The sequence below is a fragment of the Streptomyces sp. NBC_00775 genome, from assembly GCF_036347135.1.
Classification (GTDB): domain Bacteria; phylum Actinomycetota; class Actinomycetes; order Streptomycetales; family Streptomycetaceae; genus Streptomyces; species Streptomyces lutosisoli.
In genome coordinates this window covers 1,989,414-2,011,025 of record NZ_CP108938.1, presented here as the reverse complement: position 1 = coordinate 2,011,025, position 21,612 = coordinate 1,989,414, and the positions used below count along the sequence as shown (strand labels likewise).

The 21,612-nt window shown below is 69.4% G+C and carries 19 protein-coding genes and 2 pseudogenes; 10 read left to right on the top strand and 11 right to left on the bottom strand.

Annotation, left to right across the window (positions count from 1 at the left end):
• Positions 1-52: 52 nt before the first annotated feature.
• From OIC96_RS09145 to OIC96_RS09130, 4 genes are all read left to right on the top strand, one after another.
• Complete coding sequence (locus OIC96_RS09145; protein ID WP_330308361.1) at positions 53-2,947, top strand: polysaccharide lyase family 8 super-sandwich domain-containing protein; 2,895 nt, start codon at positions 53-55, stop codon at positions 2,945-2,947.
• A gap of 65 nt (positions 2,948-3,012) precedes the next feature.
• Positions 3,013-4,764 (top strand): DUF2264 domain-containing protein, encoded by a 1,752-nt coding sequence (locus tag OIC96_RS09140; RefSeq protein WP_330308362.1) that lies wholly within the window; start codon positions 3,013-3,015, stop codon positions 4,762-4,764.
• A 25-nt stretch (positions 4,765-4,789) separates the two neighbouring features.
• Positions 4,790-5,467 (top strand): ThuA domain-containing protein, encoded by a 678-nt coding sequence (locus OIC96_RS09135; RefSeq protein ID WP_330308363.1) that lies wholly within the window; start codon positions 4,790-4,792, stop codon positions 5,465-5,467.
• Between the two features lie 704 nt (positions 5,468-6,171).
• Positions 6,172-6,381 carry a DUF6243 family protein gene (locus OIC96_RS09130; RefSeq protein WP_075032920.1) on the top strand — a complete coding sequence of 70 codons (210 nt, stop codon included), beginning with the start codon at positions 6,172-6,174 and terminating at the stop codon, positions 6,379-6,381.
• A 300-nt stretch (positions 6,382-6,681) separates the two neighbouring features.
• Here the strand turns inward: OIC96_RS09130 and OIC96_RS09125 are convergent, their stop codons facing one another.
• The 3 genes from OIC96_RS09125 to OIC96_RS09115 all read right to left on the bottom strand — a co-directional run bounded on the left by OIC96_RS09125 (position 6,682) and on the right by OIC96_RS09115 (position 9,079).
• Positions 6,682-7,341, bottom strand: coding sequence for an NADPH-dependent F420 reductase (locus OIC96_RS09125; RefSeq protein ID WP_330310342.1), 660 nt, complete (start codon positions 7,339-7,341; stop codon positions 6,682-6,684).
• 78 nt (positions 7,342-7,419) lie between these two features.
• Positions 7,420-8,355: an SDR family oxidoreductase gene (locus tag OIC96_RS09120; protein WP_330308364.1), complete on the bottom strand. Its 936-nt coding sequence runs from the start codon at positions 8,353-8,355 to the stop codon at positions 7,420-7,422.
• A gap of 91 nt (positions 8,356-8,446) precedes the next feature.
• Positions 8,447-9,079, bottom strand: coding sequence for an NADPH-dependent F420 reductase (locus OIC96_RS09115; protein WP_330308365.1), 633 nt, complete (start codon positions 9,077-9,079; stop codon positions 8,447-8,449).
• Positions 9,080-9,259: 180 nt separating this feature from the next.
• On the opposite strand from OIC96_RS09115, the gene OIC96_RS09110 reads away from it, so the two are divergent.
• Positions 9,260-10,171: a LysR family transcriptional regulator gene (locus tag OIC96_RS09110; protein ID WP_330308366.1), complete on the top strand. Its 912-nt coding sequence runs from the start codon at positions 9,260-9,262 to the stop codon at positions 10,169-10,171.
• 649 nt (positions 10,172-10,820) lie between these two features.
• Here the strand turns inward: OIC96_RS09110 and OIC96_RS09105 are convergent.
• Positions 10,821-11,432, bottom strand: a complete 612-nt coding sequence (locus tag OIC96_RS09105) for a TetR/AcrR family transcriptional regulator (protein ID WP_330308367.1) — start codon at positions 11,430-11,432, stop codon at positions 10,821-10,823.
• A 144-nt stretch (positions 11,433-11,576) separates the two neighbouring features.
• On the opposite strand from OIC96_RS09105, the gene OIC96_RS09100 reads away from it, so the two are divergent.
• Both OIC96_RS09100 and OIC96_RS09095 read left to right on the top strand, forming a co-directional pair.
• Positions 11,577-12,311 carry an SDR family NAD(P)-dependent oxidoreductase gene (locus OIC96_RS09100; RefSeq protein WP_330308368.1) on the top strand — a complete coding sequence of 245 codons (735 nt, stop codon included), beginning with the start codon at positions 11,577-11,579 and terminating at the stop codon, positions 12,309-12,311.
• A gap of 32 nt (positions 12,312-12,343) precedes the next feature.
• Positions 12,344-12,967 carry an NADPH-dependent F420 reductase gene (locus OIC96_RS09095; RefSeq protein WP_330308369.1) on the top strand — a complete coding sequence of 208 codons (624 nt, stop codon included), beginning with the start codon at positions 12,344-12,346 and terminating at the stop codon, positions 12,965-12,967.
• Between the two features lie 500 nt (positions 12,968-13,467).
• On the opposite strand, the gene OIC96_RS09090 is transcribed toward OIC96_RS09095, so the two are convergent.
• The 6 genes from OIC96_RS09090 to OIC96_RS09065 all read right to left on the bottom strand — a co-directional run bounded on the left by OIC96_RS09090 (position 13,468) and on the right by OIC96_RS09065 (position 18,279).
• Positions 13,468-13,605, bottom strand: a complete 138-nt coding sequence (locus OIC96_RS09090) for a hypothetical protein (RefSeq protein WP_330308370.1) — start codon at positions 13,603-13,605, stop codon at positions 13,468-13,470.
• 114 nt (positions 13,606-13,719) lie between these two features.
• Positions 13,720-14,526: an ABC transporter permease gene (locus OIC96_RS09085; protein WP_330308371.1), complete on the bottom strand. Its 807-nt coding sequence runs from the start codon at positions 14,524-14,526 to the stop codon at positions 13,720-13,722.
• On the bottom strand, positions 14,523-15,263 hold the full coding sequence (locus OIC96_RS09080) for an ABC transporter ATP-binding protein (protein WP_330310343.1): 741 nt from the start codon (positions 15,261-15,263) through the stop codon (positions 14,523-14,525). The genes OIC96_RS09085 and OIC96_RS09080 overlap by 4 nt, the downstream gene beginning before the upstream one ends.
• A 7-nt stretch (positions 15,264-15,270) precedes the next feature.
• Positions 15,271-16,467, bottom strand: a complete 1,197-nt coding sequence (locus OIC96_RS09075) for a hypothetical protein (RefSeq protein ID WP_330308372.1) — start codon at positions 16,465-16,467, stop codon at positions 15,271-15,273.
• Between the two features lie 26 nt (positions 16,468-16,493).
• On the bottom strand, positions 16,494-17,132 hold the full coding sequence (locus tag OIC96_RS09070) for a flavin reductase family protein (protein ID WP_330308373.1): 639 nt from the start codon (positions 17,130-17,132) through the stop codon (positions 16,494-16,496).
• 55 nt (positions 17,133-17,187) lie between these two features.
• Positions 17,188-18,279 (bottom strand): urea carboxylase-associated family protein, encoded by a 1,092-nt coding sequence (locus OIC96_RS09065; RefSeq protein WP_330308374.1) that lies wholly within the window; start codon positions 18,277-18,279, stop codon positions 17,188-17,190.
• A 196-nt stretch (positions 18,280-18,475) separates the two neighbouring features.
• On the opposite strand from OIC96_RS09065, the gene OIC96_RS09060 reads away from it, so the two are divergent.
• Both OIC96_RS09060 and OIC96_RS49860 read left to right on the top strand, forming a co-directional pair.
• Positions 18,476-19,168 (top strand): GntR family transcriptional regulator, encoded by a 693-nt coding sequence (locus OIC96_RS09060; protein WP_330308375.1) that lies wholly within the window; start codon positions 18,476-18,478, stop codon positions 19,166-19,168.
• Positions 19,169-19,351: 183 nt separating this feature from the next.
• Positions 19,352-19,509, top strand: a pseudogene (locus OIC96_RS49860) (IS5/IS1182 family transposase); the annotation flags it as partial.
• Positions 19,510-19,535: 26 nt separating this feature from the next.
• Here the strand turns inward: OIC96_RS49860 and OIC96_RS09055 are convergent.
• Positions 19,536-20,540 (bottom strand): annotated as a pseudogene (locus OIC96_RS09055) (IS110 family transposase); the annotation flags it as partial.
• A gap of 310 nt (positions 20,541-20,850) precedes the next feature.
• Here OIC96_RS09055 and OIC96_RS09050 point away from each other — a divergent pair.
• Positions 20,851-21,540 carry a haloacid dehalogenase type II gene (locus OIC96_RS09050; RefSeq protein WP_330308377.1) on the top strand — a complete coding sequence of 230 codons (690 nt, stop codon included), beginning with the start codon at positions 20,851-20,853 and terminating at the stop codon, positions 21,538-21,540.
• Positions 21,541-21,612 lie beyond the last annotated feature (72 nt).

Here is a 21,612-nt window from a genome sequence, read left to right as displayed (position 1 = left end):
CTGCCCCACACGTGATCGCGCGCCCCGCACGGGGTGCAGAGGGGATCCCCTGATGCTCACTCGCCGACAGTTGCTGCACCTCGCCACCGTCACGGCCGGTGCCACCCTGGGCGTGGCCGTGATCGGCTCACGGCCCGCCTTCGCCGCCGACGCGTACGACACCCTTCGCCTGCGCTGGATCGACAGAACCCTGCTGGGCACCGGCTACGACGCCACGGAGGAACCGTTCGCCACCCTGCTCGCCCTCACGGGCAGCACCGCGTCCGGCTTTCTGTCCGACATGAACCCGTCGACCGCCTCGCTCTGGGACGACCTGCCGATCGGCGCGGTCAGCGCCAACGTCACCTCCAGCTACGTACGCCTGAAGTGGATGGCCCAGGCATGGGCCTTCGACGGCACCGGACTGACCGGGGACGCCGACCTGCTCGCCGCCGTGCTGACCGGCCTCGACTGGATGTACGCCACCGCGTACACGCCGACGACCACCACCTACGACAACTGGTGGGACTGGCAGATCGGCGCCTCGCGTCTCTCGCTCGACATCGCCTGCCTGGTGTACGCCGAACTGACCAGCACCCAACTCGCCCACTACCTCGCGGCGATCGACGCCTTCGTGCCGGACTCCGCGGTCGCCTCCTACAGCGGGGTGAGCACCGGAGCCAACCGGGTCGACCTGTGCCGCGTGCTCATCCTGCGCGGCATCCTCGCCAAGAGCTCGGCGAAGATCGCCACGGGCGTCGCCGGTCTCTCCGCCGTGTTCCCGCTGGTCCGCAGCGGCGACGGACTCTACGCCGACGGATCGTTCGTCCAGCACACCAACGTGCCCTACACCGGGTCCTACGGCTCCGTCCTGATCAGCGGACTGGCCGGGCTGTTCTCGCTCCTCGCGGGATCGGCCTGGGAGGTGACCGACGGCAACCGGCAGCTCGTCCTCGACGCCGTCACCGACGCCTTCGCCCCGTTCCTGTTCAACGGGCTGATGATGGACGGCGTGTCCGGGCGGGCGATCAGCCGCGGCGTCAAGACCGTGGACAACCCGCTGGGCATCCAGCAGGACGACCACGTACGCGGCCATCTCATCGTCGGCAGCATCCTGATGCTGGCGGACGCCGCCTCGACCGAGGAGGCCGCCACCTGGAAGGCGATGGCCAAGGGCTGGCTGGAGCGCGACTACTGGGCCCCGTTCCTGGAGGACTCCTACCAGACGCTGCCCGTGCTGGCCCTCGGCAAGTCCGTACTCGACGACACCTCGATCACCGCGACCGCCGAACCTGTCGCCTCCCGGGTCTTCGGCAGCATGGACCGGGCCACCCACCGCCGCGCCTCCTGGGCCCTCGCCGTCTCCATGTGCTCCGCGAGAACCGCGTTCTACGAGTGCATCAACGGCGAGAACCTGCGCGGCTGGCACACCGGCTCCGGCATGACCTACTGGTGGGGCGGCACCTACGGCAACGGCCAGTACTCCGACGCCTATTGGCCGACCGTCGACCCCTACCGCCTGCCCGGCACCACCGTCTCCCGCATCCCGCTGACGGACGGTCAGGGAACCCCCCGGCCCACCCCGGCGGCGGCAGCCGTCTGGGCGGGCGGCGCCACCGACGGGACGTACAGCGCACTCGGCCAGGACACCCGCGGCCTCGGCTCCACCCTGGCCGCCAAGAAGTCCTGGTTCTGCCTCGACGACCAGGTCGTCTGCCTCGGCGCCGGGATCACCGCCACCGACGGCTACACGGTCGAGACAACCGTCGACAACCGCAACCTCGGCTCCACCGCCTCCAACGCGCTGACCGTCGATGGCACCGCCCAGTCGACCACGCTGGGCTGGTCCGGCAGCTTCACCAACGCCTCCTGGGCGTCGATCACCGGGGTCGGCGGCTACGTCTTCCCCGGCGGCGCCACCGTGAAGGCGCTGCGTGAGGCCCGCACCGGCGCCTGGAGCGACATCAACACCGAGAGCTCGACGACATCCCTGACCCGCCGCTATCTGACCCTGTGGGTCGACCACGGCACCAACCCCACCGGCGCCTCCTACAGCTACGTCCTCCTGCCCGGCGCCACGCCCAGCGTGACCGCCGCCCGCGCCGCCGCCCCGACGGTCACCGTCGTGGCCAACACCTCCTCCGTGCAGGCGGTCACGGACACCGCCACCGGCGTGACCGCCGCCAACTTCTTCGCCGCCGGCAGCGCGGGCCCGATCACCGTCTCGGCCCCGTGCTCCGTCCTCGTGCGGGAGTCCGGCGGCACGCTGTCGGTCAGCGTCGCCGACCCCACCCGCGCCGCCGCGACCGTCACCGTGACCATCAACCGCAGTGGATACACCACGGCCACCGCGGACGACGGCGTCAGCGTCATCGACCTCGATCCCCTCACCCTGGTCGTGGAGGTCGGCGGCGCCCAGGGCGCCTCGCGCACCATCACGTTCGGCTCCGGCACGACTGTCACCGCCGGCACGTACACCAAACTCGCCCCCACCGCCGACGCCTACGTCCGCGACGGCTCCTACGCCGACACCAACTACGGCAGCACCACCGACCTGGTCGTCAAGAACGCGAACACCGGCTACCACCGGCGGTCCTTCCTCAAGTTCGACGTCTCCGCCCTGGCGGGCACCCCCACACGCGCGGTGCTGTGGGTGTACGGGGCCACCTCCGACTCGACCGGTACCCAGGCCACCCTCACCGGATACCCGGTGAGCAGCGACAGCTGGACGGAGACAGGCCTGACCTGGAACAACCAGCCGGCACTCGGCGACGCGCTGTCATCCGGCGCGATCGGCAGCACCAAGGACTGGATCCCGATCGAGGTCACCGGTCACGTCCGGACCCAGTACGCGGGCGACGGCACGGCGACCGTGGCCCTCGCCGAGAGCGCGGCCGGTGCCGCCGTTCTCCTGGCCAGCCGCAGCAGCTCGGCGAACCAGCCGTTCTTGCAGGTCATCACCAGTTGAGTCCAGTTTTAAGAAACAGATGAAACCGATTGCACACCCCGCAGTCGATCTCTACGATGACGGCCATGCCCACCCCGTCACAGCTCTTCGGCCCAGCCCCCACCACCCGGGAGGGCTGGGCCGGCGCACTGCTCGCCCTCGCCGCACCCGCCACGCGCACGGCGGCCGCCGGCCCCGGACGCATGCCGGTGCACGCGAGCATGAGCGATCCTCAGGCGGTCTGGTTCGAGCTCGTCGCCCGCCCCCTGTGGGGACTCGCCGCACACGCCGCAGGGGGCCTGTCCGGCGCGGACCGGCAGTGGGAGGAGGTGCGCCACGCGCTGACCCGCGCCGTCGACCCCGAACACCCGTGGTACGTCGGCCGGCCCGCCGACATGGACCAGCGCCTCGTCGAATCCGCCGCCGTCGGCTACGCGCTCGCTGTCGCCCGGCACCACCTCTGGGACCCGCTCACCGAACGGCAGCGGCAGCAACTCGCCGACTGGCTCAGGGCGGCGGCGTCGGCGACACCGTGGGACAACAACTGGTGCTTCTTCCCGGTCCTCGCCGCCGTCGGACTGCGCTCGGTGGGCGTGCCGGTGGACGAGACACGGGCGACCGCGCATCTGGACCGTATCGAGGACTTCGCCCTGTCCGACGGGTGGTACGCCGACGGGCCCGGCACGCCGGAGCGGCCCGGCTCGCGCGACCACTACGTCCCGTTCGGCTTCCACTTCTACGGGCTGCTGCTGGCCTCGCTGAAAGCGGTCGACGAGGAGCGCGGCCGGCGCTACCGGCAGCGTGCCGCCGAGTTCGCCGGGCAGTTCGAGCACTGGTTCGCCGCCGACGGAGCCGCCCTGCCCTTCGGACGCAGCCTCGGCTACCGCTTCGCGCAGGGCGCCTTCTGGTCGGCGCTCGCCGCGGCGGACCAGCCCGCCGTCGGCTGGAGCACCGCACGCACGCTGGCCCAGCGCAACCTCGCCTGGTGGTGGCAGCGGCCGGTCCTCGCCGAGGACGGCTCCCTGACCGTCGGCTACGCCTACCCGAACACCGGCGTCGTCGAGCAGTACCTGGCCGGCGGCTCCCCGTACTGGGGCACGAAGGTCTTCGCGAGCCTCGCCGCGGCCGAGGACCATCCGTTCTGGACGGCGCCGTCCGCGCCGGACCTGTCGCCGGGGATCAGCAGGCAGCCGGCCGCGGCGATGATCCTCGCGCGGGACGCGGCGGGGGACGTCGTCGCGCTCGCCGGGCAGAACGCGCCCGCCTGGAACCCCCGCGGCGGGACCGCCAAGTACGCGAAGTTCGCCTACTCCACACTCGCCGGCTTCAACGTGCCCACCGGCGAACCCTCCCTGGAACAAGGGGGCTTCGACAGCGCGCTGGCCCTGTCCGACGACGGCGAACGCTGGCGCACACGCTCCGCCGGAGAGTCCCGGATCGACGGCGAGACGCTCGTCGTGCGCTGGCGGCCCTGGCCGGACGTGACCGTCGAGACCCGGCTCCGGCACACCGACGGCGGGCACCTGCGCGAACACCGCATCACCACCGGGCGCCGGCTGCACACGGCCGAAGGCGCCTTCTCCGTCCCGAAGACGGGCCTCGGGGCGACACCCCACAACGTCACCGAGCGCCCCGGCCTGGCCCGGGCGACGGCCGACACCGCCGTCAGCGAGATCGTCTGCCTCGCCGCCGACGCGGCACGGCGCGAAGGCGTCGTCGTACTGCCCCTGCCGGGCTCGCACCTCCTGCACCCGCGCACAGCCCTGCCGACCCTGCGCGGCGTACTCGATCCCGGCGAGCACGTCCTGCGCTGCCGGGTGTCCCTCACCCGCCGCTGATTCTCTTCCTCGCACTGGAGCACGTATGTCCGCCAGCCAGATCCTCGTGTACACGGCGACCGCCGCCTACCGGCACGCGTCCATACCCGCCGGTGTGGCCGCCTTCCGCGCACTGGGTGCCGCACACGGCTTCGACGTTCACGCCACCGAGGAGCCCCTGCGCTCCTTGGACGGGTACGACGCCGTCGTGTTCCTGTCGACCAGCGGCGAGGTCCTCGACGCACCGGGCCGGTCGGCGCTGCTGGACCATGTCGCGGGCGGCGGCGGATTCCTGGGGGTCCACTCCGCCACCTGCACCGAGTACGAGTGGCCCGCCTACGGCGACCTCCTCGGCGCCCGGTTCGCCGGGCACCCGCCGGTGCAGCCGGCCGTCCTCTCGGTCGACGGCTCCCACCCCGCCACCGCACACCTCCCGCGGCGGTGGCACTGGACCGACGAGTGGTACGACTTCAGGGCACCACCGCGTGACGTCACCGTGCTGGCCACCGTGGACGAAACGACCTACACGGGCGGCGGCATGGGTGCCGATCACCCCCTGGTCTGGTACCGGCACCACGGCCGCGGGCGCGTCTTCTACACCGCACTCGGCCACGCGCCCGAGACCTACGCCGACCCGGATTTCAGGGCGCATCTCCTCGGTGCCCTCCAGTGGGCCGCCGCCCGGCCCGAGGGCGACGCTTCGGGACCTGACGAGCGGCCCTGAACCCGAGGCGCACCGTCACGTGACGGGTGTTCGTCCGGTGACCGGATTGCCGCTGTAACCACCAAGCGGGGCATGTGAAGCCCGATGCGAAAGGGTTCGTCAGCGGCGAGGTCCGCTCGGTACTGATGCGGCGTCTGCGAGCGCCTCGAGTCCCCGCAGCGAGCGGCTCCGCTGGTTGGCCACCTGCTGTGAACCGGCCCGCATGCCCACGCGTTGGTGCCCTGCCTCGTGACGCCACGGCCGTGGGAGGCCGCACCGGTCGTGAAGAAACCTGAACCAAGTGTCGACCTCCGTGCCGCATAACGATCGGCAGGGCGACGACGGGTCTGCGGAGCAGGCGGCGTGCTGGACATGGTCGATCTGGACATGCCCGTTGCCCGTTCCCCTTCCGGATCGATGACGTGTCGCGTTGCTGGTACCGGGCCGCTCTGGCGGGGATCCGTGATGTGAGGGGGCACGGTCCCTTGGCTGACTGGAAGGAAACGGCTGACCCCGGGTGCTCGCCGAAGGTCCGGCCGACTCCGGGACGGCGAATAACTTGGTGTGCGGGGTCGACGGAACCGGGTAACGTCTTGGTCATGTTCTTCCAGACGCCGATTTACGAGTGAGAGCGTGATGGGCCCTTGCTGACGTCCTTCGACGTCGCCGCGCCCATCCCCCACCGATGAATCCGTAGGTCACTTCACATCATTTCGGGAGAACCCGTGAGCAAGAACATCAACAACCCTGTGGGCATGGGCGGCGGCCAGCGCAAGAAGTTGTCCCGCGCCGAGCGGCAGAACAACGGTCCGCACCGCAACCTCGACCGCCAGGGTGCCGCCGACCAGAAGGCGGAGCTGGTGCGCAAGATGCGCGAGAAGGTAGGCGCAGCTGAGGGCGCCGGGCAGACGAGCGACGACACCGCCCAGAGTTGACGCACCGCCGCCGCAGGGCGGCACCGCATGGGGCAGGGCCCGGACCGCGACGCGCGGTCCGGGCCCTGCTGCCCTACCGGGCGCGGCCGGTCCCGCTCAGCTCTCAGCCGAGCACACGCGTCTCAGCCGACCACCCGGGGCAGCCGGGGATTCAGCAGCGCCAACACGAATCTGCGTGGGCAGTTGGCCACCCAGGGAGCAGTCCGCGACCTGACCCAGCGACGTCGAACCTGACTCCGCGCGACGAGACGCAGGGGCATGGCACGGCCGGAACACATCACGGTCCGCGATAATTGACGGTTACCGCGTTGCGGTGGCCAGTGCCGCGCGGATGGCGTCCTCGCCGACCGGCTGGCCCTTCTCGTTCGAGTACGGCCCGTACGGTGTTCCCCACACCGGCGTGCCCGTCGCCTGCCGCCAGCTGTCGGCCAGCGTTCCCGCGTCCACCACGCTGTAGCCGATGGAGTCGATGAATTCGGTCACCGCCGCCTTCGCCGGTGCGGAGTCCCCGGCGATCGGCAGGTAGGAGCGGTCGGCCGCCCCTGCCGGGCGGGCGAGTGACAGCAGGTGCTTGAAGAAGATGTTGTTGAAAGCCTTTACGAGCAGGGCGTCCGGGACGTACCGCAGAAGCAGCTCGCTCGAGGTGAGGGACTTGCTGTCGAGCTCGGGGATGTGCCCGTCACGCTCGGCGCCGTAGTTGCAGGTGTCGATGACCGTCTTCCCGGCCAGTGGCGCGGCGGGCACGTGGGGGAAGGCGCTGACCGGCACCGTGACCACGACAATGTCACCGGCCGCCGCGGCCTCTTCGCTCGTCGCCGCGGACGCCCGCGGCCCCAGTTCCTCGGCCGTGTCCACGAGTGTTTCGGGACCGCGCGAGTTGCTGAGCACCACCTGGTGCCCGGCCCCGACAGCGAGTCGCGCGAGGGTCCTGCCGATGCTTCCGCTTCCGATGAATCCCACAGTCGTCATAATCTCAACGTCCTTCAGAAGAGCCGAACTTGCCGGTTGCCGGGCTCGTTACGATCCGGGTTCCTGCCGTCAGCCGGCGGGGAAGTAATGGCCGTTGTCCAGATCGGCGAGCAGGCCGGGCTGGGCGGGTTCCCAGCCGAGGGTCCGGCGGGTGATGAGGTTGGACGCCGGGTAGCTCTGCGTGACGATATTCGTGAGGAACCCGAAGTACCCCGGCGTCATCAGGGCATCGTTGGGAACGCTCACGGCGGGCAGGCCCAGGCGGCCGGCGATGGCCTCGGCGATGTCGCGGAACGGGATGCCCCCGTCCTCGACCGCGTGCCAGTATTTGCCGGCCGGCCCCTTCTCCAGCGCCAGGCGGAACAAGGTGGCGGCATCGCGGATGTGCACGGCGTTCCACAGGTTCGCGCCGTCGCCGTGGTAGCCGACGAACCCCTTTTCCTTCGCGAGCGCGATCAGCGTGGGGAGGAAGCCGGCACGATCGGTCGTGCTGTGCGCGATGTTGGCGATCCGCACGACCGAAGACCGCACCCCCTGCTCGGCGAGGTCCACAACGGCCCTTTCCACGACGTTGCGGACCCGCAGGGTGCCCTTGTGCTCATCGCCGGCGGGGAGGGCCGGGTCCTCCTCGGTGGCCGGCCGCTCCAGGTTCCCGGGCGAGCCGATGCTTCCCGCCGTGACCAGCGGCTTTCCGGTTCCCGCGAGTGCCTCGCCGTACGCGAGCGTGATCGGGAGCTCCGCGGCGGCCACGGCGTCGAGCCCGCCGGAGGGCAGCAGATCCTGCCTGTGGGCGACGTGGATGACGCCATCGGAGCCCGAGGCTGCCTCCTTGAGGCCGTCGAGATCCTGGAGGTCGCCGCGACGCACCTTCGCGCCGAGCGCGGACAGGGCCGCCGCGGAAGCGTCCGACCGGGCCAGGCCGGTGACCTCGTGCCCGGCGGCGATGAGCTCGGGGATGATGTACGAACCGGAATGGCCGGTCCCCCCAGCGACGAAAACGCGCATTTAACTGTCCTTGTAAGAGTAGGTGCAGGGTCTTTTCGTGCCGTAAGTGAAATGTCGTAATGCGACACGAGAGGTAGTGGTAGGGGTGCGCTCAGCCGAGAAGGGTGATGCCGAGGGAGAAATTGGCGTGCTTGACGGAGTGGTTCATGAGGCCCAGCTCCAGCAGGCCGACGTTCTCCAGTGCCCGCGCCATGAACAGTTCCCCGATGTCCCAGGGGCGCAGCCCCAGGCTCTCGACGAACGCCGAGACGCGTGCCTTCGCCTGCGCGTCGTCGCCGGCGATGAACACGTCCAGAGGGCGGTCCTCGGCCGGGCCGGCCGCCAGAACGTGGGAGAACACAGTGTTGAACGCCTTGACGACATGCGCGTCGTCGGGAGCCGCCACGGCGATCTCCTGTGCGCCGGAACTGCCGTCGGGGACGACGAAGCCCTGCAGGTCGGGGGCTACGGGGTTGGTGACGTCAACGATGATCTTGCTGCTCAGTGCGTCCCCGTACTCCCTCACCACCGCCGCCGCGCCGGCGTACGGCGCGGCGAGAATCACGATGTCCCCGGTCGGGGTGGCCCCGGCCGTCCCGACCGGGGCGCCGCCGAGCGTGGCGGCCAATTCCTTGGCCTTGGCCTGGTCGCGGCCGATGATCTCGACGGCGTTACCGCCGGCGAGCGCCCGGCCGGCCAAAGCGCGGGCCATGTTTCCCAGTCCGATAATGCTGATGCTGCTCATCGGTGTTCCTGCTTTCCGGGCTTTGGCTCTGCTGTCAAATTCCAGTGTCGAATTCTTGTGCCGAATTCACTTCGACGCCCTTAAGCGCCTGTTTTTCATGCTGCCATCGGATCTGAGTGGCGTCCAAGACCTATTGAAGCCGTGGTGATACCCTGGAGGTATCACCGGGCTGGGGATTCTATGGATCTGGATCTGCGCAAACTGCGTTACTTCGTCACCGTGGCCGACCGGCTGCATTTCGGCCGCGCCGCCGATGAGCTTCACATCGCACAGCCGGTGCTCAGCCGGCAGATCCGCGCGCTCGAGCAGGATCTCGGCGCCTCGCTGTTCACCAGGGATCGCCACGGCGTAGAGCTGACAGATGCGGGCCGGCAACTGCTGGCCGACGCCGGTCCGCTGCTCGCCTCAACCCACGCGGTCCGCCGCCGGGTGTCCGCGGCCGCCCGCGGCAACCGGCGGCTGATGGTCGGTTTCCGGGCCGGCATCCCGGTCATCCCGGCGGCCCGTGCGTTCGAGGACCGGCACCCGGACGTGGTCGTGGACGTGCAGCGGATCGAAGGGGACGACCAGGCTGCGATGCTGCTCGACGGCCGCATCGACGTCGGCTATGTGCGGCTGCCCATCGACGAGGCCGGCCTGCGCGTCACCCCGCTGTACACCGAGCCGCGGGTAGCGGTACTGCCCGCCGGGCACCGGTTTGCCAGCAAGGAGGAGGTCACCGAGGCCGACCTGGCCGGCGAACCGCTGGTCTGGCACGGTGACGCGAGCACGCAGCCCACCAAGCGCCCGCTCCCCAATGCCGGGTACCGGGTGCGCGGGGTGGACGAGACGCTCGAGCATGTCGCGGCCGGACGGGGCATCTCCTTCCTGGCCCGTTCGGCGTCCGTGTTCTACTCGCATCCGGACGTCGTCTATGTGCCCATCCCGGATCTGGCGCCCGACCAGGTGTGCCTCGCGGTGGCGGCATCGCACACCTCGCCGGTAGTAGATGACTTCGTCACTGCGGCTCAGTCGACGGCCGAGATCACGGCGGAATGTGGGAACTACGAGATGTGGCAGCTTGGAGGCGATGTCGTCTCAAGGCACGCTTGAGTAGTTCGACTGACCCCCGTTCATCAGGCGCTGGAGAGTGAAATGGCCTGACGGAGTGGTGCTGTTGCGGCTGACCTCTGAGCCGGTTCCGTTCTTCGGCCAGCAGTTGTCTGAGGGGACCCCGAAGCACCTGAGACCGTCTGGAAGTACGTGCTGCGGACGCGGCTCAACTCGGCTGATCGCCGTGTCGTCGTAGCGGAGCCGTTCGCCGGCGGTCTGCCGTTCGTGGTGTCGGGAGTCGGTCCGTGGGATCCAGAACCCGACGGCGGGTTTCAGCCGGACGTGTTGGCTGCCCGCCTGTTGGCCTTCGTTTCGGGCCGGCGTGGCCCAGATGGGCCACCCGCATCTTCAGAATCTCCCAGCTGCGTACGAGTTCTTCATGCGCCACCGCGTACGGACTTATGTGATCAGCCGTCTGTTCGAACCGGCGGCGCGTCAGCGTCCTGGGCCGGGATGACGGCCTCGAACTCCCGAAGTCCTCGGGGGTCGCCGGTCTCCCCGGCGGCTTCTGCTGCGGTCTTCAGCAGGCGGGCGGCCAGTTCCGTAAAAGCCGGCAGGTCCGGGCCAGGTGCCGGGCGGCTGGTGTCGCGTACCAGCGGGTGCAGCCGCGCGACCGGCAGCGCGCCCAGCCCGGCCGCGGAGTGCCGACTTAACTTGACACTTCCTCCCGTCGCCGGTCATCGCTGGCTGTGGCGGGGATGGCGTTGTCGATGAGGACGGCGGCGATGGCGGCGGCGGTGGGGAAGGCGTCGGCGTTGAGGACCCGAGTGCGGGCCGCGGCGCCGTCGATGAGCAGCGCGAGCTGCTCGCCGAGCTGTTCAGGGTCGGCGGCGCCGGCTTCGCGGGCGGTGTCGGCGAGCCGCGCGGCGACGGCTTGCTTGTAGTCGCGTGCGTACTGGGACGCGGGGTGTTCGGGGTCGTGGAGTTCGACGGCGGCGGCGATGTAGGGGCACAGGGGGGTGGTGGGGGGGACGTCGAAGGCGGCGAGGAGCCGTTCGCGGGGCGTGAGGTCGGTGCGGTCGAACACGCCGGACAGAACGGAGGGGTCGAACCGGCGCAGGTACTCGGCGACGAGTTCGTCCTTGCCGGCGAAGTGCTGGTAGGCCGTGCGCTTGGACACCTCGGCCGCCGCGCAGAGCTGGTCCATGCCGGTGCGGTTGATGCCCTGCTCGCGGAACAGCTGCTGGGACGCGCCGAGGATGCGCTCGCGTGCGCCCCGGCCGCGGCGGCGGCCCGTGGGGCCCTTCTCCAACTCCGTCATGGGTCCATGGTACTCGAGCTGGGTAACGACCGGTGTACATAGTTTGCGTCCCGGCCATCCGCCCCGTACCGTAAGCACACAGGACGGTGTACTTAACGCCGTCGCCCCAGGTACACCCGGCACCACCGACCCAAGGGAACGACTATGGGAAAGCTCGACGGCAAGGTAGCGGTCATCACCGGCGGCACCACCGGCATGGCACTGGCAGGCGCGAAGCTGTTCGTCGACGAGGGAGCGCACGTCTTCATCACCGGCCGCCGCCAGGAAGCCCTGGACGAGGCCGTGAAGCAGATCGGCCGCAACGTCACCGGCGTCCAGGGCGACGCCGCCGACCTGGACGACCTGGACCGCCTGTACGACACCGTCAAGCGGGAGAAGGGCAGCCTCGACGTGCTGTGGGCCAGCGCCGGCGGGGGTGAGCCCGCCCCGCTCGGCGAGATCACCGAGGCCCAGTTCGACACCTGGTTCGGGCTCAACGCCCGCGGCACCCTGTTCACCGTCCAGAAGGCCCTCCCGCTCTTCAACGACGGCGGCTCCATCCTCATGACCGGCTCCAACGCCTCCCTCGGCGCCTTCCCCGGCTGGAGCGTCTACGCCGGCAGCAAGGCAGTCCAGCAGGCCTGGGCCCGCGTCTGGCTCAACGAGCTCAAGGACCGCCGCATCCGCGTCAACGTCCTGACCCCCGGCCAGGTCGCCACCGCCAAGCAGGCAGAACTCTTCGACGAGGCCACCAAGCGCCAGTTCGAGTCCCTCATCCCCCGCGGTCAGATGGGCAGCCCCGACGAGATCGCCACCGCCGCCCTCTTCCTCGCCTCCGACGACTCCAGCTACGTCAACGGCATGGAACTCGTCGCCGACGGCGGCACCACCGCCATCTGAACCGAACAACCGCAACCAGGGCAGGACATCTCATGAGCAACATCAGCATCATCGGCACCGGGAACATGGCCCGCACCATCGGCGCGCGGGCGGTAGCGGGCGGCAACACCGTCGAGGTCATGGGCCGCGATCAGTCCAAGGCCGCTGACCTGGCCAAGGCTCTCGGCGGCGGCGCCACGACGGGAGAATGGAGCACCGCCCCGGCCGGCGACATCGTCATCGTGGCCCTGTTGTACGACGGTGTCGTGCCGGTCGTCGCCCAGTACGGAGACGCTCTCGCGGGCAAGGTCATCGTCGACATCAGCAACCCCTTCAATTCCACGTTCGACGGGCTGGCCCACCGCGAGGAGACCTCGATCGCGCAGGAAGTCGCCAAGGCGGCCCCGGCCGGCGCCAGCGTGGTGAAGGCGTTCAACACCGTCTTCCGCCATGTCCTGGAGAAGGGTCGGCCCGACGTCTTCATCGCTGGTGATAGTGCGCAGGCCAAGGCAAGTGTGGAGGCGTTCATCGAGAGCCTCGGGCTGCGCCCGCTGGACGTCGGCGGCCTGAAAATGGCGCACTGGCTGGAAGGAGCGGGCGTGGTCACGGTGGGCCTCGCCAACCACGGGGTGGGGAACTTGGACTTCGCCCTCAGCATCACCGAACTTCCCGTCTGAGTAAACGGTTGACGGATCACCGAAAGGACTCGCCAAGTGAGCCCGTGGCGAGTCGGTGGGGTAGCGGTCCTGCACGTCCTTCTCGAAGGCGAAGATCACTTCCGTCAGGTCGATGACCGCTCCGTCCAGCCGTGCTTCGGCCGCCTCCAGCCCCCGGGCCGCCAGGCAGCCGTCGGTGAACTCGGCAAGCAGCCTGATCACGCGCGTGTAGGTCTGGCTGTTCGTCAAGGCCGTAGCCCGGTGGTGGGCAATCCAGGCGTGCGCCAACTGGGCGACCAACTGCGAGCACCGATAGTTCCCCGGGCGGATCACGCGCCGCATGGCCGTGCCCTTGGGATTGGTGTAGATCAGCTCACGCGTCTCGATCCGGGACACCTGCCCGCCCCGCTCAAGCGGCTTCGCCGCCTGGCGGGACCTGCGTTCTCCTCGTCTGGGCATCAGACCGCCTGCCGTTCCGCCAGACGGCTCGCGTAGTCGGCGTAGGTCTTGTTCTGGTCGTTTCACTCCGCGATCGCCCTCGCAACCAGCAGGTTCGTCCGCCGGATGTAGCGCAGAGACCGCATCGTGGAGCTGGCGTGCAGGTGTCCGAGCAGCCGCTGAACGATCAGCAGGGCGTTGAGGTCGGCGTGTTCGGCCACCTCACATCCTGAACGTTCATGAACGTGCCGGTCGCGCGAAAAGACACGCGCGTCGGGCAGTCCATCCGGAGCGCCGGCCCCCGCCAACGAGGACGCGGCCTTCCGGGTGACCCTTCACCGCGTGGCGTCGTACCACCGCCCCACGCACCGCCGGGTCAGCAGCCCGAACCCGGTGAAGACCGCCACCCCGAGCAGCGACGCCACGAGGACCGAGGCGAACAGTTCCGGGGCCTGGGCGCGGGCCTGGTAGCGGCTGATCAGGGCGCCGATCCCGGGCTCGCCCTGCCGGAAGAAGAAGTCGGCCACGATCGCGCCGACCACCGCGAGCCCCGCGGAGATCCGTACGCCCGCGAAGATCGCCGGCAGGGCCGCACGCAGTTTCAGCTGGGTGAGCACGACCCACCTCGACGCCCCCTGCAGGGCGAACAGTTCGCGCTGCGCGCGCTCCACCGACCGCAGCCCGAACAGCGTGTTGGACACCATCGGGAACAGCGCGATCAGTACGCAGACGACGACCCGCGCGAAGAAGTCGAAGCCGAACCAGAAGCCGATCAGCGGCACGAGCGCGAGCACTGGGATGCACTGCAGCATCACCGCGTACGGGAACAGCGATCGCTCCACCCACCCGGCGTGGTTCATCGCGATCGCCCACAGCACGCCGATGACGACCGCCGCCGCGAGCCCGGTGAACGCCACCTGCGCCGTGCTCAACAGCCCGTCCCCTATCTCGCGGCGCACATCGGCGTCGAGGAACGCCTCGGTGACCACGGTGTGCGGCGCGGGCATCAGGAAACGCCGGGCCGGGTCGAGTACGACGTACGTGATGAGGTACCAGACGCCGACGATCCCGGCTGCGACGAGTAGCGGCGGCCCCGCTTTGCCCAACTGCCGCCGCACCGCTGCCGATTGAGACTTCCTCATGCCGCGTACCCCTCCCGCAGTGAGGTGCTGATGCGTTCCGACAGCGCCCCGAACTCGGCCGTGAACCGCAGGCCCGGATCCCGCTCGATCCCGAACGGCACGTCGACGGTGTCGACCACCCGGCCGGGACGCCCTGACATGACGATCACTCGGGTCGACAGATAGAGCGCCTCGCTGACCGAGTGGGTGACGAACACCCCGGCGAACCGCATCTCGGCGAACAGCCGAAGGACCTCCTCGCCAAGGCGCTGCCGCGTCAACTCGTCGAGCGCGCCGAAGGGTTCGTCGAAGAGGAACAGGTCGGGTTCAAGGGTCAGCGAGCGCGCCAGCGAGACCCGCATCCGCATGCCGCCGGAGAGCTGGTGCGGCAGATGGTCCTCGAACCCGTCGAGACCGACCGTCGCCAGGGCCGCGCGCGCCCGCTCCCTGCGGGCCGGCTTACCGGCCCCCGTGAGCCGGGGGAAGAGCGCCACGTTGTCGAGCACGCTCAGCCAGGGCAGCAGGGTCGCCTCCTGGAATACGTAACCGAGGCGCTTGGCGTCGACGATCGCCTCGCCCTCGCTGGCCCGCCCGAGTCCGGAGGCGATCCGCAGCAGCGACGACTTGCCGCAGCCCGACGGTCCCACCACGGCGACGAACTCGCCGCGCCGCACTTGGAGATCGACGGACTCCAGGGCCGTGGTACCGCCGGGGTAGGTGAGCCCGACGCCGCGGAAGTCGAGCATGAGATCCGACATCGTCACGTCACCCCTTCTTGCTCTCTGCAAGCCCGATGGACGGGTCCAGGAATTGGTTGGTGGCCACGTTCTGCGCCTTCAGACCGTCGGCCGGCGCGGTGCCGTTGCGGGTCAGGATCGGGGTCGTGATGTCGAGGATCTTCCGCACCCGCGCCTGGTCGAAGTCGCCGATGGTGCGGTCGTCGCCGTTGCTGACGATGCCCTCCGCGAGCTGCCGCTTCGCGGAGTCGGCGGCCTGCCCCTTCGTGTAGACCCAGCCGGTGTCGAAGGCATCGACAGCCTTGACGATCAGCTTGTTCACCGGGGCGGGATCGGCGAAGTAGTCAACAGTCGACTGCTGCACGACGGGGATCAACTTCTTCAGGCACTTCGACTGCGCGGTCACGTCCTTGCTGCGTACGGACAGCGCCACGGCGTACAGCGGATACCCGGTGTCATTGATCAACTGGTGGGCGACCGGCTTGTCCCACTCCTTCAGGTCGTGCTCGTAGAGATACGGCTCCACGGTGGCGAAGCCCTGTTGGGCGTCCTTGCCGCCGGCCGCGAGGAAGGCCGCGGGCGAACCGTCGTAGCTGCCGTCGATCTGGTCACGGCGCAGGATGCCCTTGCCGAGGAGGTAGTCCATCCAGGTCGCGCCGTCGAAGTACCGCACGGTCGCGTCCGTCTTCCCAAGGTCCTTGATCGTTTTGACCTTTGGATACTTCTTCGGGTCCCACATGATCATCCAGGGAGCCTTGTCGAAGGTGGCGAAGACCTGGGTGACGGGCTTGTCCGCGGAGTTCTGCACGGCCTCGTCGGTGTTGACCCAGCCGAGCATGATGTCGGGGTCGGTGTACATCTGCACCGGCACCGGCTGGTTGCCGATCGCCGGGCCGCCCGCCCGTATCTCCACGTCGACACCGGTCCAGGAGCCGCCCGCGAAGAGCGGCCCCCGCACCTGCTTGGCGGAGGAGTCGATGACCGGGTCGGGCCCGAGCAGCTTGTACAGGCCACCCTGCTCGGCCTGTGGGTTCCAGTCGGTCTGGATGACCACCTTCTTCGGGCAGACACCGGACAGATCGGTGGAGCCGACCTTGTACTTGTCCGCGCTGCCGAGGCCGTCGGACCCGGCGCCCGAGCCGGAACCGCAGGCCGCGGTGAGGAACAACAGCGCGGCGGCACAGAGCGCCGCGGGAAGAGCGGGGCGAAAGGGACGAACCGTCATCCTGGTGACTCCTTCGGTGGGCCGGGTCACAGCGAGTCGATCTCGGTGCGGTGGGCGGGCGGGGCTCCGACGCCGTCGCCGTCCCGTGAACTCAGGGCGAAACGGTCGCGGCTGGTGACGTAGAAACTCGCGCCGAACCGCCCCACCGGGTAGTAGTCGGTGAGCCGTACGTGCCAACGCTCCGGGTCGATCAGCCCTTCGCGGGCCCACAGGTGCTCGATGCGGCCGAAGTAGATGTCCCGGCTCGCCGTCTGCAGGCGCTCGTGCAGGGTGCACTCCAGGGCGACCGGTGCCTCGGCGATCCGCGGCGGCGCGACCTGGGTGCTGGGGGCGGCGGTGAGGCCGACGTGGCGCAGTTCGTCGACCTCGGGCGGGTGGGCGAAACCGCAGTCGTGCATCTGCTGCGCGAGTGCCTCGTCGACGAGATGGACCACGAACTCACCGGTCGCGTCAATGTTGATCGCGGTGTCCTTGCGAGCGCCCCCCACCCGCCGGTCGAGGCTGATCATCACCAGCGGTGGCTCCTCGCCGACCATGGCGAACATGCTGAAGGGCGCCGCATTGACCACCCCGTCAACGCTGACGGTGGTGACGAAGGCGATCGGCCGCGGGACGATGAGACCGGCCATGAGCTTGTAGCGCTCGTAGGCAGTCAACTCGCCCATGACGACGTGTGTTTCACGTGTGGGAACAGATGAGGTGGGCACGGATACGGTCCGTTCAGCCATGGCTGGCCACCCACCACGACAGGAGTACGTCGCGCAGGGCCCCCGCGTCGTCGGTGTACAGATCGGACCGACGCACGGAATCCAGCGCCGCCAGCTCCCCCTCGCCGAGTTCGACCGCGAGCTCCACCGTCCGGACTGGAGTGCGCGGGAAGTCGGGCACATAGGCAGGGTCGCGCTCCAGGCTCCGCTCGGCGCGGATGTGCGGTTGCCGGAACTGGTCCGGGGTGCGCTGGGTGTCGTACGCGAGGACCTCGGGCGTCGCAAGAATCTCGGCCCGCGACGCGGTGGACAGGACGGCGAGCACCGGGGAGAGCATGTAGTTGCTGGTGCTCATGATGTCGTTGCCGCAGATGTTGGGGACGGCGAGGACGTCCATCAGGGCGAGCAGTTCGACGTGGTCGCCGGGGGCGGTTCGCTGGCGCACGATCTCGGCCTGCCCGTCGACGACCCGGGTCGCCATGAAGAGGTTGAACGAGTCGTGCACGTCGTCGGGGGTGAGCCCGTACTCGCGCTGCGCCTCGGCCTGGATGTCGGCGCAATTGGTGTGCTCGGCGAAGCCGTGCATGGAGGCGTACATGGTGGCGCTGCACCGTGGGAAGAGCGTGTCGTTCAGGTCCGCGGTGTCGGTGAGCAGGTACATCATGGCGCGCTCGCGCGGCGGCGCGGACCACAGGAAGTCGCCCTGCCCCGGGTGGAGTCCGTGCAGCGTACGAGTACGTCCTACGTGCATGGCCTCGCGATAGTCGTGCAGGTTGAACGCGTTGAGGTCGACACATTGATTGCCGTACAGCTGCTCAATGCGCAACACGTGTCCGGCCGGCACCTCGATGGCTTTGCCGGTACCGGGGGCGATCTCCCAGCGGGCCACTTCCTTGCGTTCACCCGGGGGCTCCTGGGTGAGTCCGTCGAACCAGCGCCAGGGGCGTCCGGTGATCCGGGGATGCGGCCGCTTCCGTATCCCCGCGGCCGACTCGGCCAGCGCGAGCCGCACCAAGTCGGCGCGGGAGACGGCCTCTTGGGCCGTGACGGAGGCGTCGACGAGTTCGAGCTGCTGGTCGGTCAGGCTGAGCACCACGTGCGGCATCCGGACTCCTTGCTGCGCTGTCCGCGCTGTTGCGCTGCCGGAACCGGCCGCGCTGTTTCTGTATACTGAAACTATGATTTCCGTATACGAACAGCGGAACGTTGCGCCCGAATCACCGCTTGATTTCCGCCAGGTTGCCAGTCTGCATGGGGAGTTCGGAACGCTTTTCCGTATACGCAACGGCTAGAGTCACTCCATGCATCCCTCAGCCGACCGCCCCGCGCAGCGCGCCGAAACAGCCTTCGTGAGCCTGCGTACAGCCATCGTCGAAGCGGCGCTGCCGCCCGGCATGAAGCTGCCCGAGGACACCCTGGCCGCGCAGTACGGCGTCAGCAGGACACTGGTTCGGGCCGTGCTTGCCCGGCTCGTCGCGGCCGGGCTCGTCGATTCGGGCAAGGCGAAGTCCGCGACGGTGGCGAGCCCGAGCGCCGAGGACGCCAAGGCGGTGTTCGAGATGCGACGCTGTCTGGAGCAGGAGGCGATCCGGCTCGTGGCGACGCAGTGGGACCCTGCGGCGTCATCAGCGCTGCGCGAGCACGTACGGGCCGAGCGGGACGCGACGAACCGCCGCGACCACCGCCTCTCCGGCCGCCTCGCCGCCGAATTCCACGTAAAACTGGGCGAGTTCAGCGGGAACCCGCTCCTGGAGCGCTATCTCACCGAGGTCGTCTGGCGCTGCGCCCTGATCCTTTCGATCTACGGCCATCCGCACGACCAGATCCAGTCCATCACCGAACACGAGGAACTCATCGACCTGTTGGACGAGGGGGACGCCGAGCGCGCGGGCCGGCTTGCGTTCCAGCACATCACGGCGGTGGAGGAGCGGGCACTCGCGCGGACGGCACCGACGGAGGCCCCGGATCTCAGCGCGATCCTGAGCCGGTATTGAGCCGCCTGCGATCACGGCCTCCAGGGCACCTCCGGGCGCCGAGGCGGAACTGTACCGCGGCGTCGGCTACGGGCGAGCCCTGTGGCGGGCGGCGATGCACTGCTGCTGCCGGCGCGCAAGACCATCCTCGAAGAGCTGCAGATCGAGGCCGATGCCGCCCCTCCGGACGGTGCGCCGGCCCGGGACGCTGAGCGCAGGCAGTGGGCGGTGAACATCGACTCGACCTCCTGCCGGGCACATCAGCACGCGGCCGGGGCACCGCGCCGGCCCCCGGCCGACTACCCGGAAAAGGGGGCGGGGCGCGTGAGGAAGCCGATGGCCGCGAGGCGCTGGGACGCTCGACAAGACACCCCATGCAGCTTTCGGGTCAAGCAGCTGCCGAGAGTGGAGCTGGGGCGGAGGTGCTGAAGGCGATCGCTTCGTCGAACCTCTGGCGGTTGGTAAGGCAGCGGTGGAGCTGGCCGAGCATGCGGTTGAACAGATTGCGGAGGGCCGCGTCGTAGTGGTCGCCGGTGTCCCGTCGGCGGTTGTAGTGGTCGTGTGCGCCGGGGGAGGCGGTCAGCGCGGCGAATGCCCAGTGCCGGCCAGTCGCGGCCAGTCGGTTGTTCTTGATCCGGCGGTGGGCGACGTGGCGGCTCTTGCCGGACTGGCGGGTCACGGGTGCGCTTCCGGCACAGGCCTTCAGATTGCCGGCGTGGGTGAACCGGGCGCGGTCGTCGCCGATCTCGGCGAGAATCCGTGCGCCAGTGAGCGTGGCCAGGCCGAGGAAGCTCGTGATGATCTCCGCGTCGGGATGCTGCAGGAACAGCTCTTCTGTGTCGGATGCCAGGTCGTCGCATGCCTGGCAGGCTGCGGCGAGCCGGGCAAGGAGGGCGAGTGTCTGCCGTCCCATCGCCTGCTCGACCAGGGTGGGTTGGCGAAGCCGGCTCTGGCGGAACACCTGAAGCAGCCGGTCGGTCTCGGCCTCGATGCGGCGTTGACGTCCGGCTCTGGTGACGGCGGTCCGCAGCCGTCCGCGGGACAGTCGGGCGGCCTCAGCCGGAGTGGGCGCGATCGACAGGATCGTGCGGGCCTCCCGGGACAGCAGCCGCTCGCGCTTCGTTGCGAACGCCTCAAGGATCGCGGGGTAGTACTCGCGCAGGTGTGATCGGAGCCGGTTGTGGGCGCGGGTTCGGTCCCAGACCGCGTCCTGCTGAGCCCTGGCGAGGACGGCAATTGCCCTGACCAGGTCGGAGTCGGTCGGCAGCGGGCGGTGGAACTCGGTGTCCGTCCGCAGGATGTTCGCCAGGACGACGGCGTCCTGGTGGTCGGACTTCTTCCGGGAGACGGTATGCCGGTCGCGGTATCGGGCGACGGCCATCGGGTTGATGGCACTGCGTATATCCCAGACGTCTCGCTCTGGCCCCTGCCGACCGACCCAACCGGCCAACGCACATGCCTATTAGGGCCTGTCCGGCGGATCATGGACGGAGCCACGCCGCTCTCTTCGCTGCCGGTCGCTCTCTCCGGGGTCTACTCGGAGGTGGTGCGCCGGTCGTGCGTTGTGGCTTGGCGGCCGCGGTGGTTGGCGACGTCAATGCGGTTGCCGCACAGGCCGTGTGGTTCGGGAATCAGAGTGACTTCCCGCTGCGTTCGGCTAACAGCCATTCTTACGCCCCTGCTTCGTCCAGGAGACCTCTCCCATGTCAGAGTTGGAGATCGATGCGGTCGTGTTCGACGTGCTCGGCACGCTCGTCGACGAACCCGCCGGTATCCGCGCCGGCATTCGTGAACTCGCCCCATCGCTCGACGATCTCAGGGTCGAGCGGCTTTTGTCGCTTTGGCAGCAGCACATCGAGCGCGAGCAGCGCCGCATCCTCGACGGCGTCCGGCCCTACCTCGCCAGCGACGTCCTCGACCTGGAAGCCGCCCGGCTCGTCGCGGATGCCGCCGGAGTCGACGACCCGGCCGCCGTAGCGGAGCTGGCTCTGTCAGGTCGCAGGCTCCCGCCGTGGCCCGACACCGTGGCGGGGCTCGCCCGGCTCGCCGAACGGTTTCCGCTGATCGGGCTCTCCAACGCGAGTCGGACGGCGCTGCTGGGAATCAACGCGCACGCCGGGCTGCGCTGGCACCAGGCACTGTCCGCCGAGGACGCCCGGACCTACAAGCCGGACCCGGCGGTCTACCAGCTGGCCGTCACCGTCTCCGGACGATCGCCGGAGCGGCTCCTGATGGTCGCCGCCCACGCCTGGGACCTGCGTGGAGCACAGGGCCTCGGGCTGCGCACCGCCTACGTCGCCCGCCCCGTCGGCGACCCGCCCACCTCCTCGGACGGGTTCGACCTGTACGCCGACGACCTGGCCAGTCTGGCCGGCCAACTCGACCATGCCTAGCCTGTCCGACGGATCATGCGAGTTGGCGGGTTGTTGGGGGCAGGGTGGTGAAGGTTCGGGTGCTGTAGGTGG

Excerpts from the sequence above, each read along its gene's own strand:
- OIC96_RS09145 (WP_330308361.1), top strand. The coding sequence starts at position 53 with ATGCTCACTCGCCGACAGTTGCTGCACCTCGCCACCGTCACGGCCGGT.
- OIC96_RS09105 (WP_330308367.1), bottom strand. The coding sequence starts at position 11,432 with ATGACGGAGTTGGAGAAGGGCCCCACGGGCCGCCGCCGCGGCCGGGGC.
- OIC96_RS09120 (WP_330308364.1), bottom strand. The coding sequence starts at position 8,355 with ATGCGCGTTTTCGTCGCTGGGGGGACCGGCCATTCCGGTTCGTACATC.
- OIC96_RS09050 (WP_330308377.1), top strand. The coding sequence starts at position 20,851 with ATGTCAGAGTTGGAGATCGATGCGGTCGTGTTCGACGTGCTCGGCACG.
- OIC96_RS09140 (WP_330308362.1), top strand. The coding sequence starts at position 3,013 with ATGCCCACCCCGTCACAGCTCTTCGGCCCAGCCCCCACCACCCGGGAG.
- OIC96_RS09095 (WP_330308369.1), top strand. The coding sequence starts at position 12,344 with ATGAGCAACATCAGCATCATCGGCACCGGGAACATGGCCCGCACCATC.
- OIC96_RS09080 (WP_330310343.1), bottom strand. The coding sequence starts at position 15,263 with ATGTCGGATCTCATGCTCGACTTCCGCGGCGTCGGGCTCACCTACCCC.
- OIC96_RS09065 (WP_330308374.1), bottom strand. The coding sequence starts at position 18,279 with ATGCCGCACGTGGTGCTCAGCCTGACCGACCAGCAGCTCGAACTCGTC.
- OIC96_RS09085 (WP_330308371.1), bottom strand. The coding sequence starts at position 14,526 with ATGAGGAAGTCTCAATCGGCAGCGGTGCGGCGGCAGTTGGGCAAAGCG.
- OIC96_RS09060 (WP_330308375.1), top strand. The coding sequence starts at position 18,476 with ATGCATCCCTCAGCCGACCGCCCCGCGCAGCGCGCCGAAACAGCCTTC.
- OIC96_RS09070 (WP_330308373.1), bottom strand. The coding sequence starts at position 17,132 with ATGGGCGAGTTGACTGCCTACGAGCGCTACAAGCTCATGGCCGGTCTC.
- OIC96_RS09110 (WP_330308366.1), top strand. The coding sequence starts at position 9,260 with ATGGATCTGGATCTGCGCAAACTGCGTTACTTCGTCACCGTGGCCGAC.
- OIC96_RS09135 (WP_330308363.1), top strand. The coding sequence starts at position 4,790 with ATGTCCGCCAGCCAGATCCTCGTGTACACGGCGACCGCCGCCTACCGG.
- OIC96_RS09100 (WP_330308368.1), top strand. The coding sequence starts at position 11,577 with ATGGGAAAGCTCGACGGCAAGGTAGCGGTCATCACCGGCGGCACCACC.
- OIC96_RS09075 (WP_330308372.1), bottom strand. The coding sequence starts at position 16,467 with ATGACGGTTCGTCCCTTTCGCCCCGCTCTTCCCGCGGCGCTCTGTGCC.
- OIC96_RS09115 (WP_330308365.1), bottom strand. The coding sequence starts at position 9,079 with ATGAGCAGCATCAGCATTATCGGACTGGGAAACATGGCCCGCGCTTTG.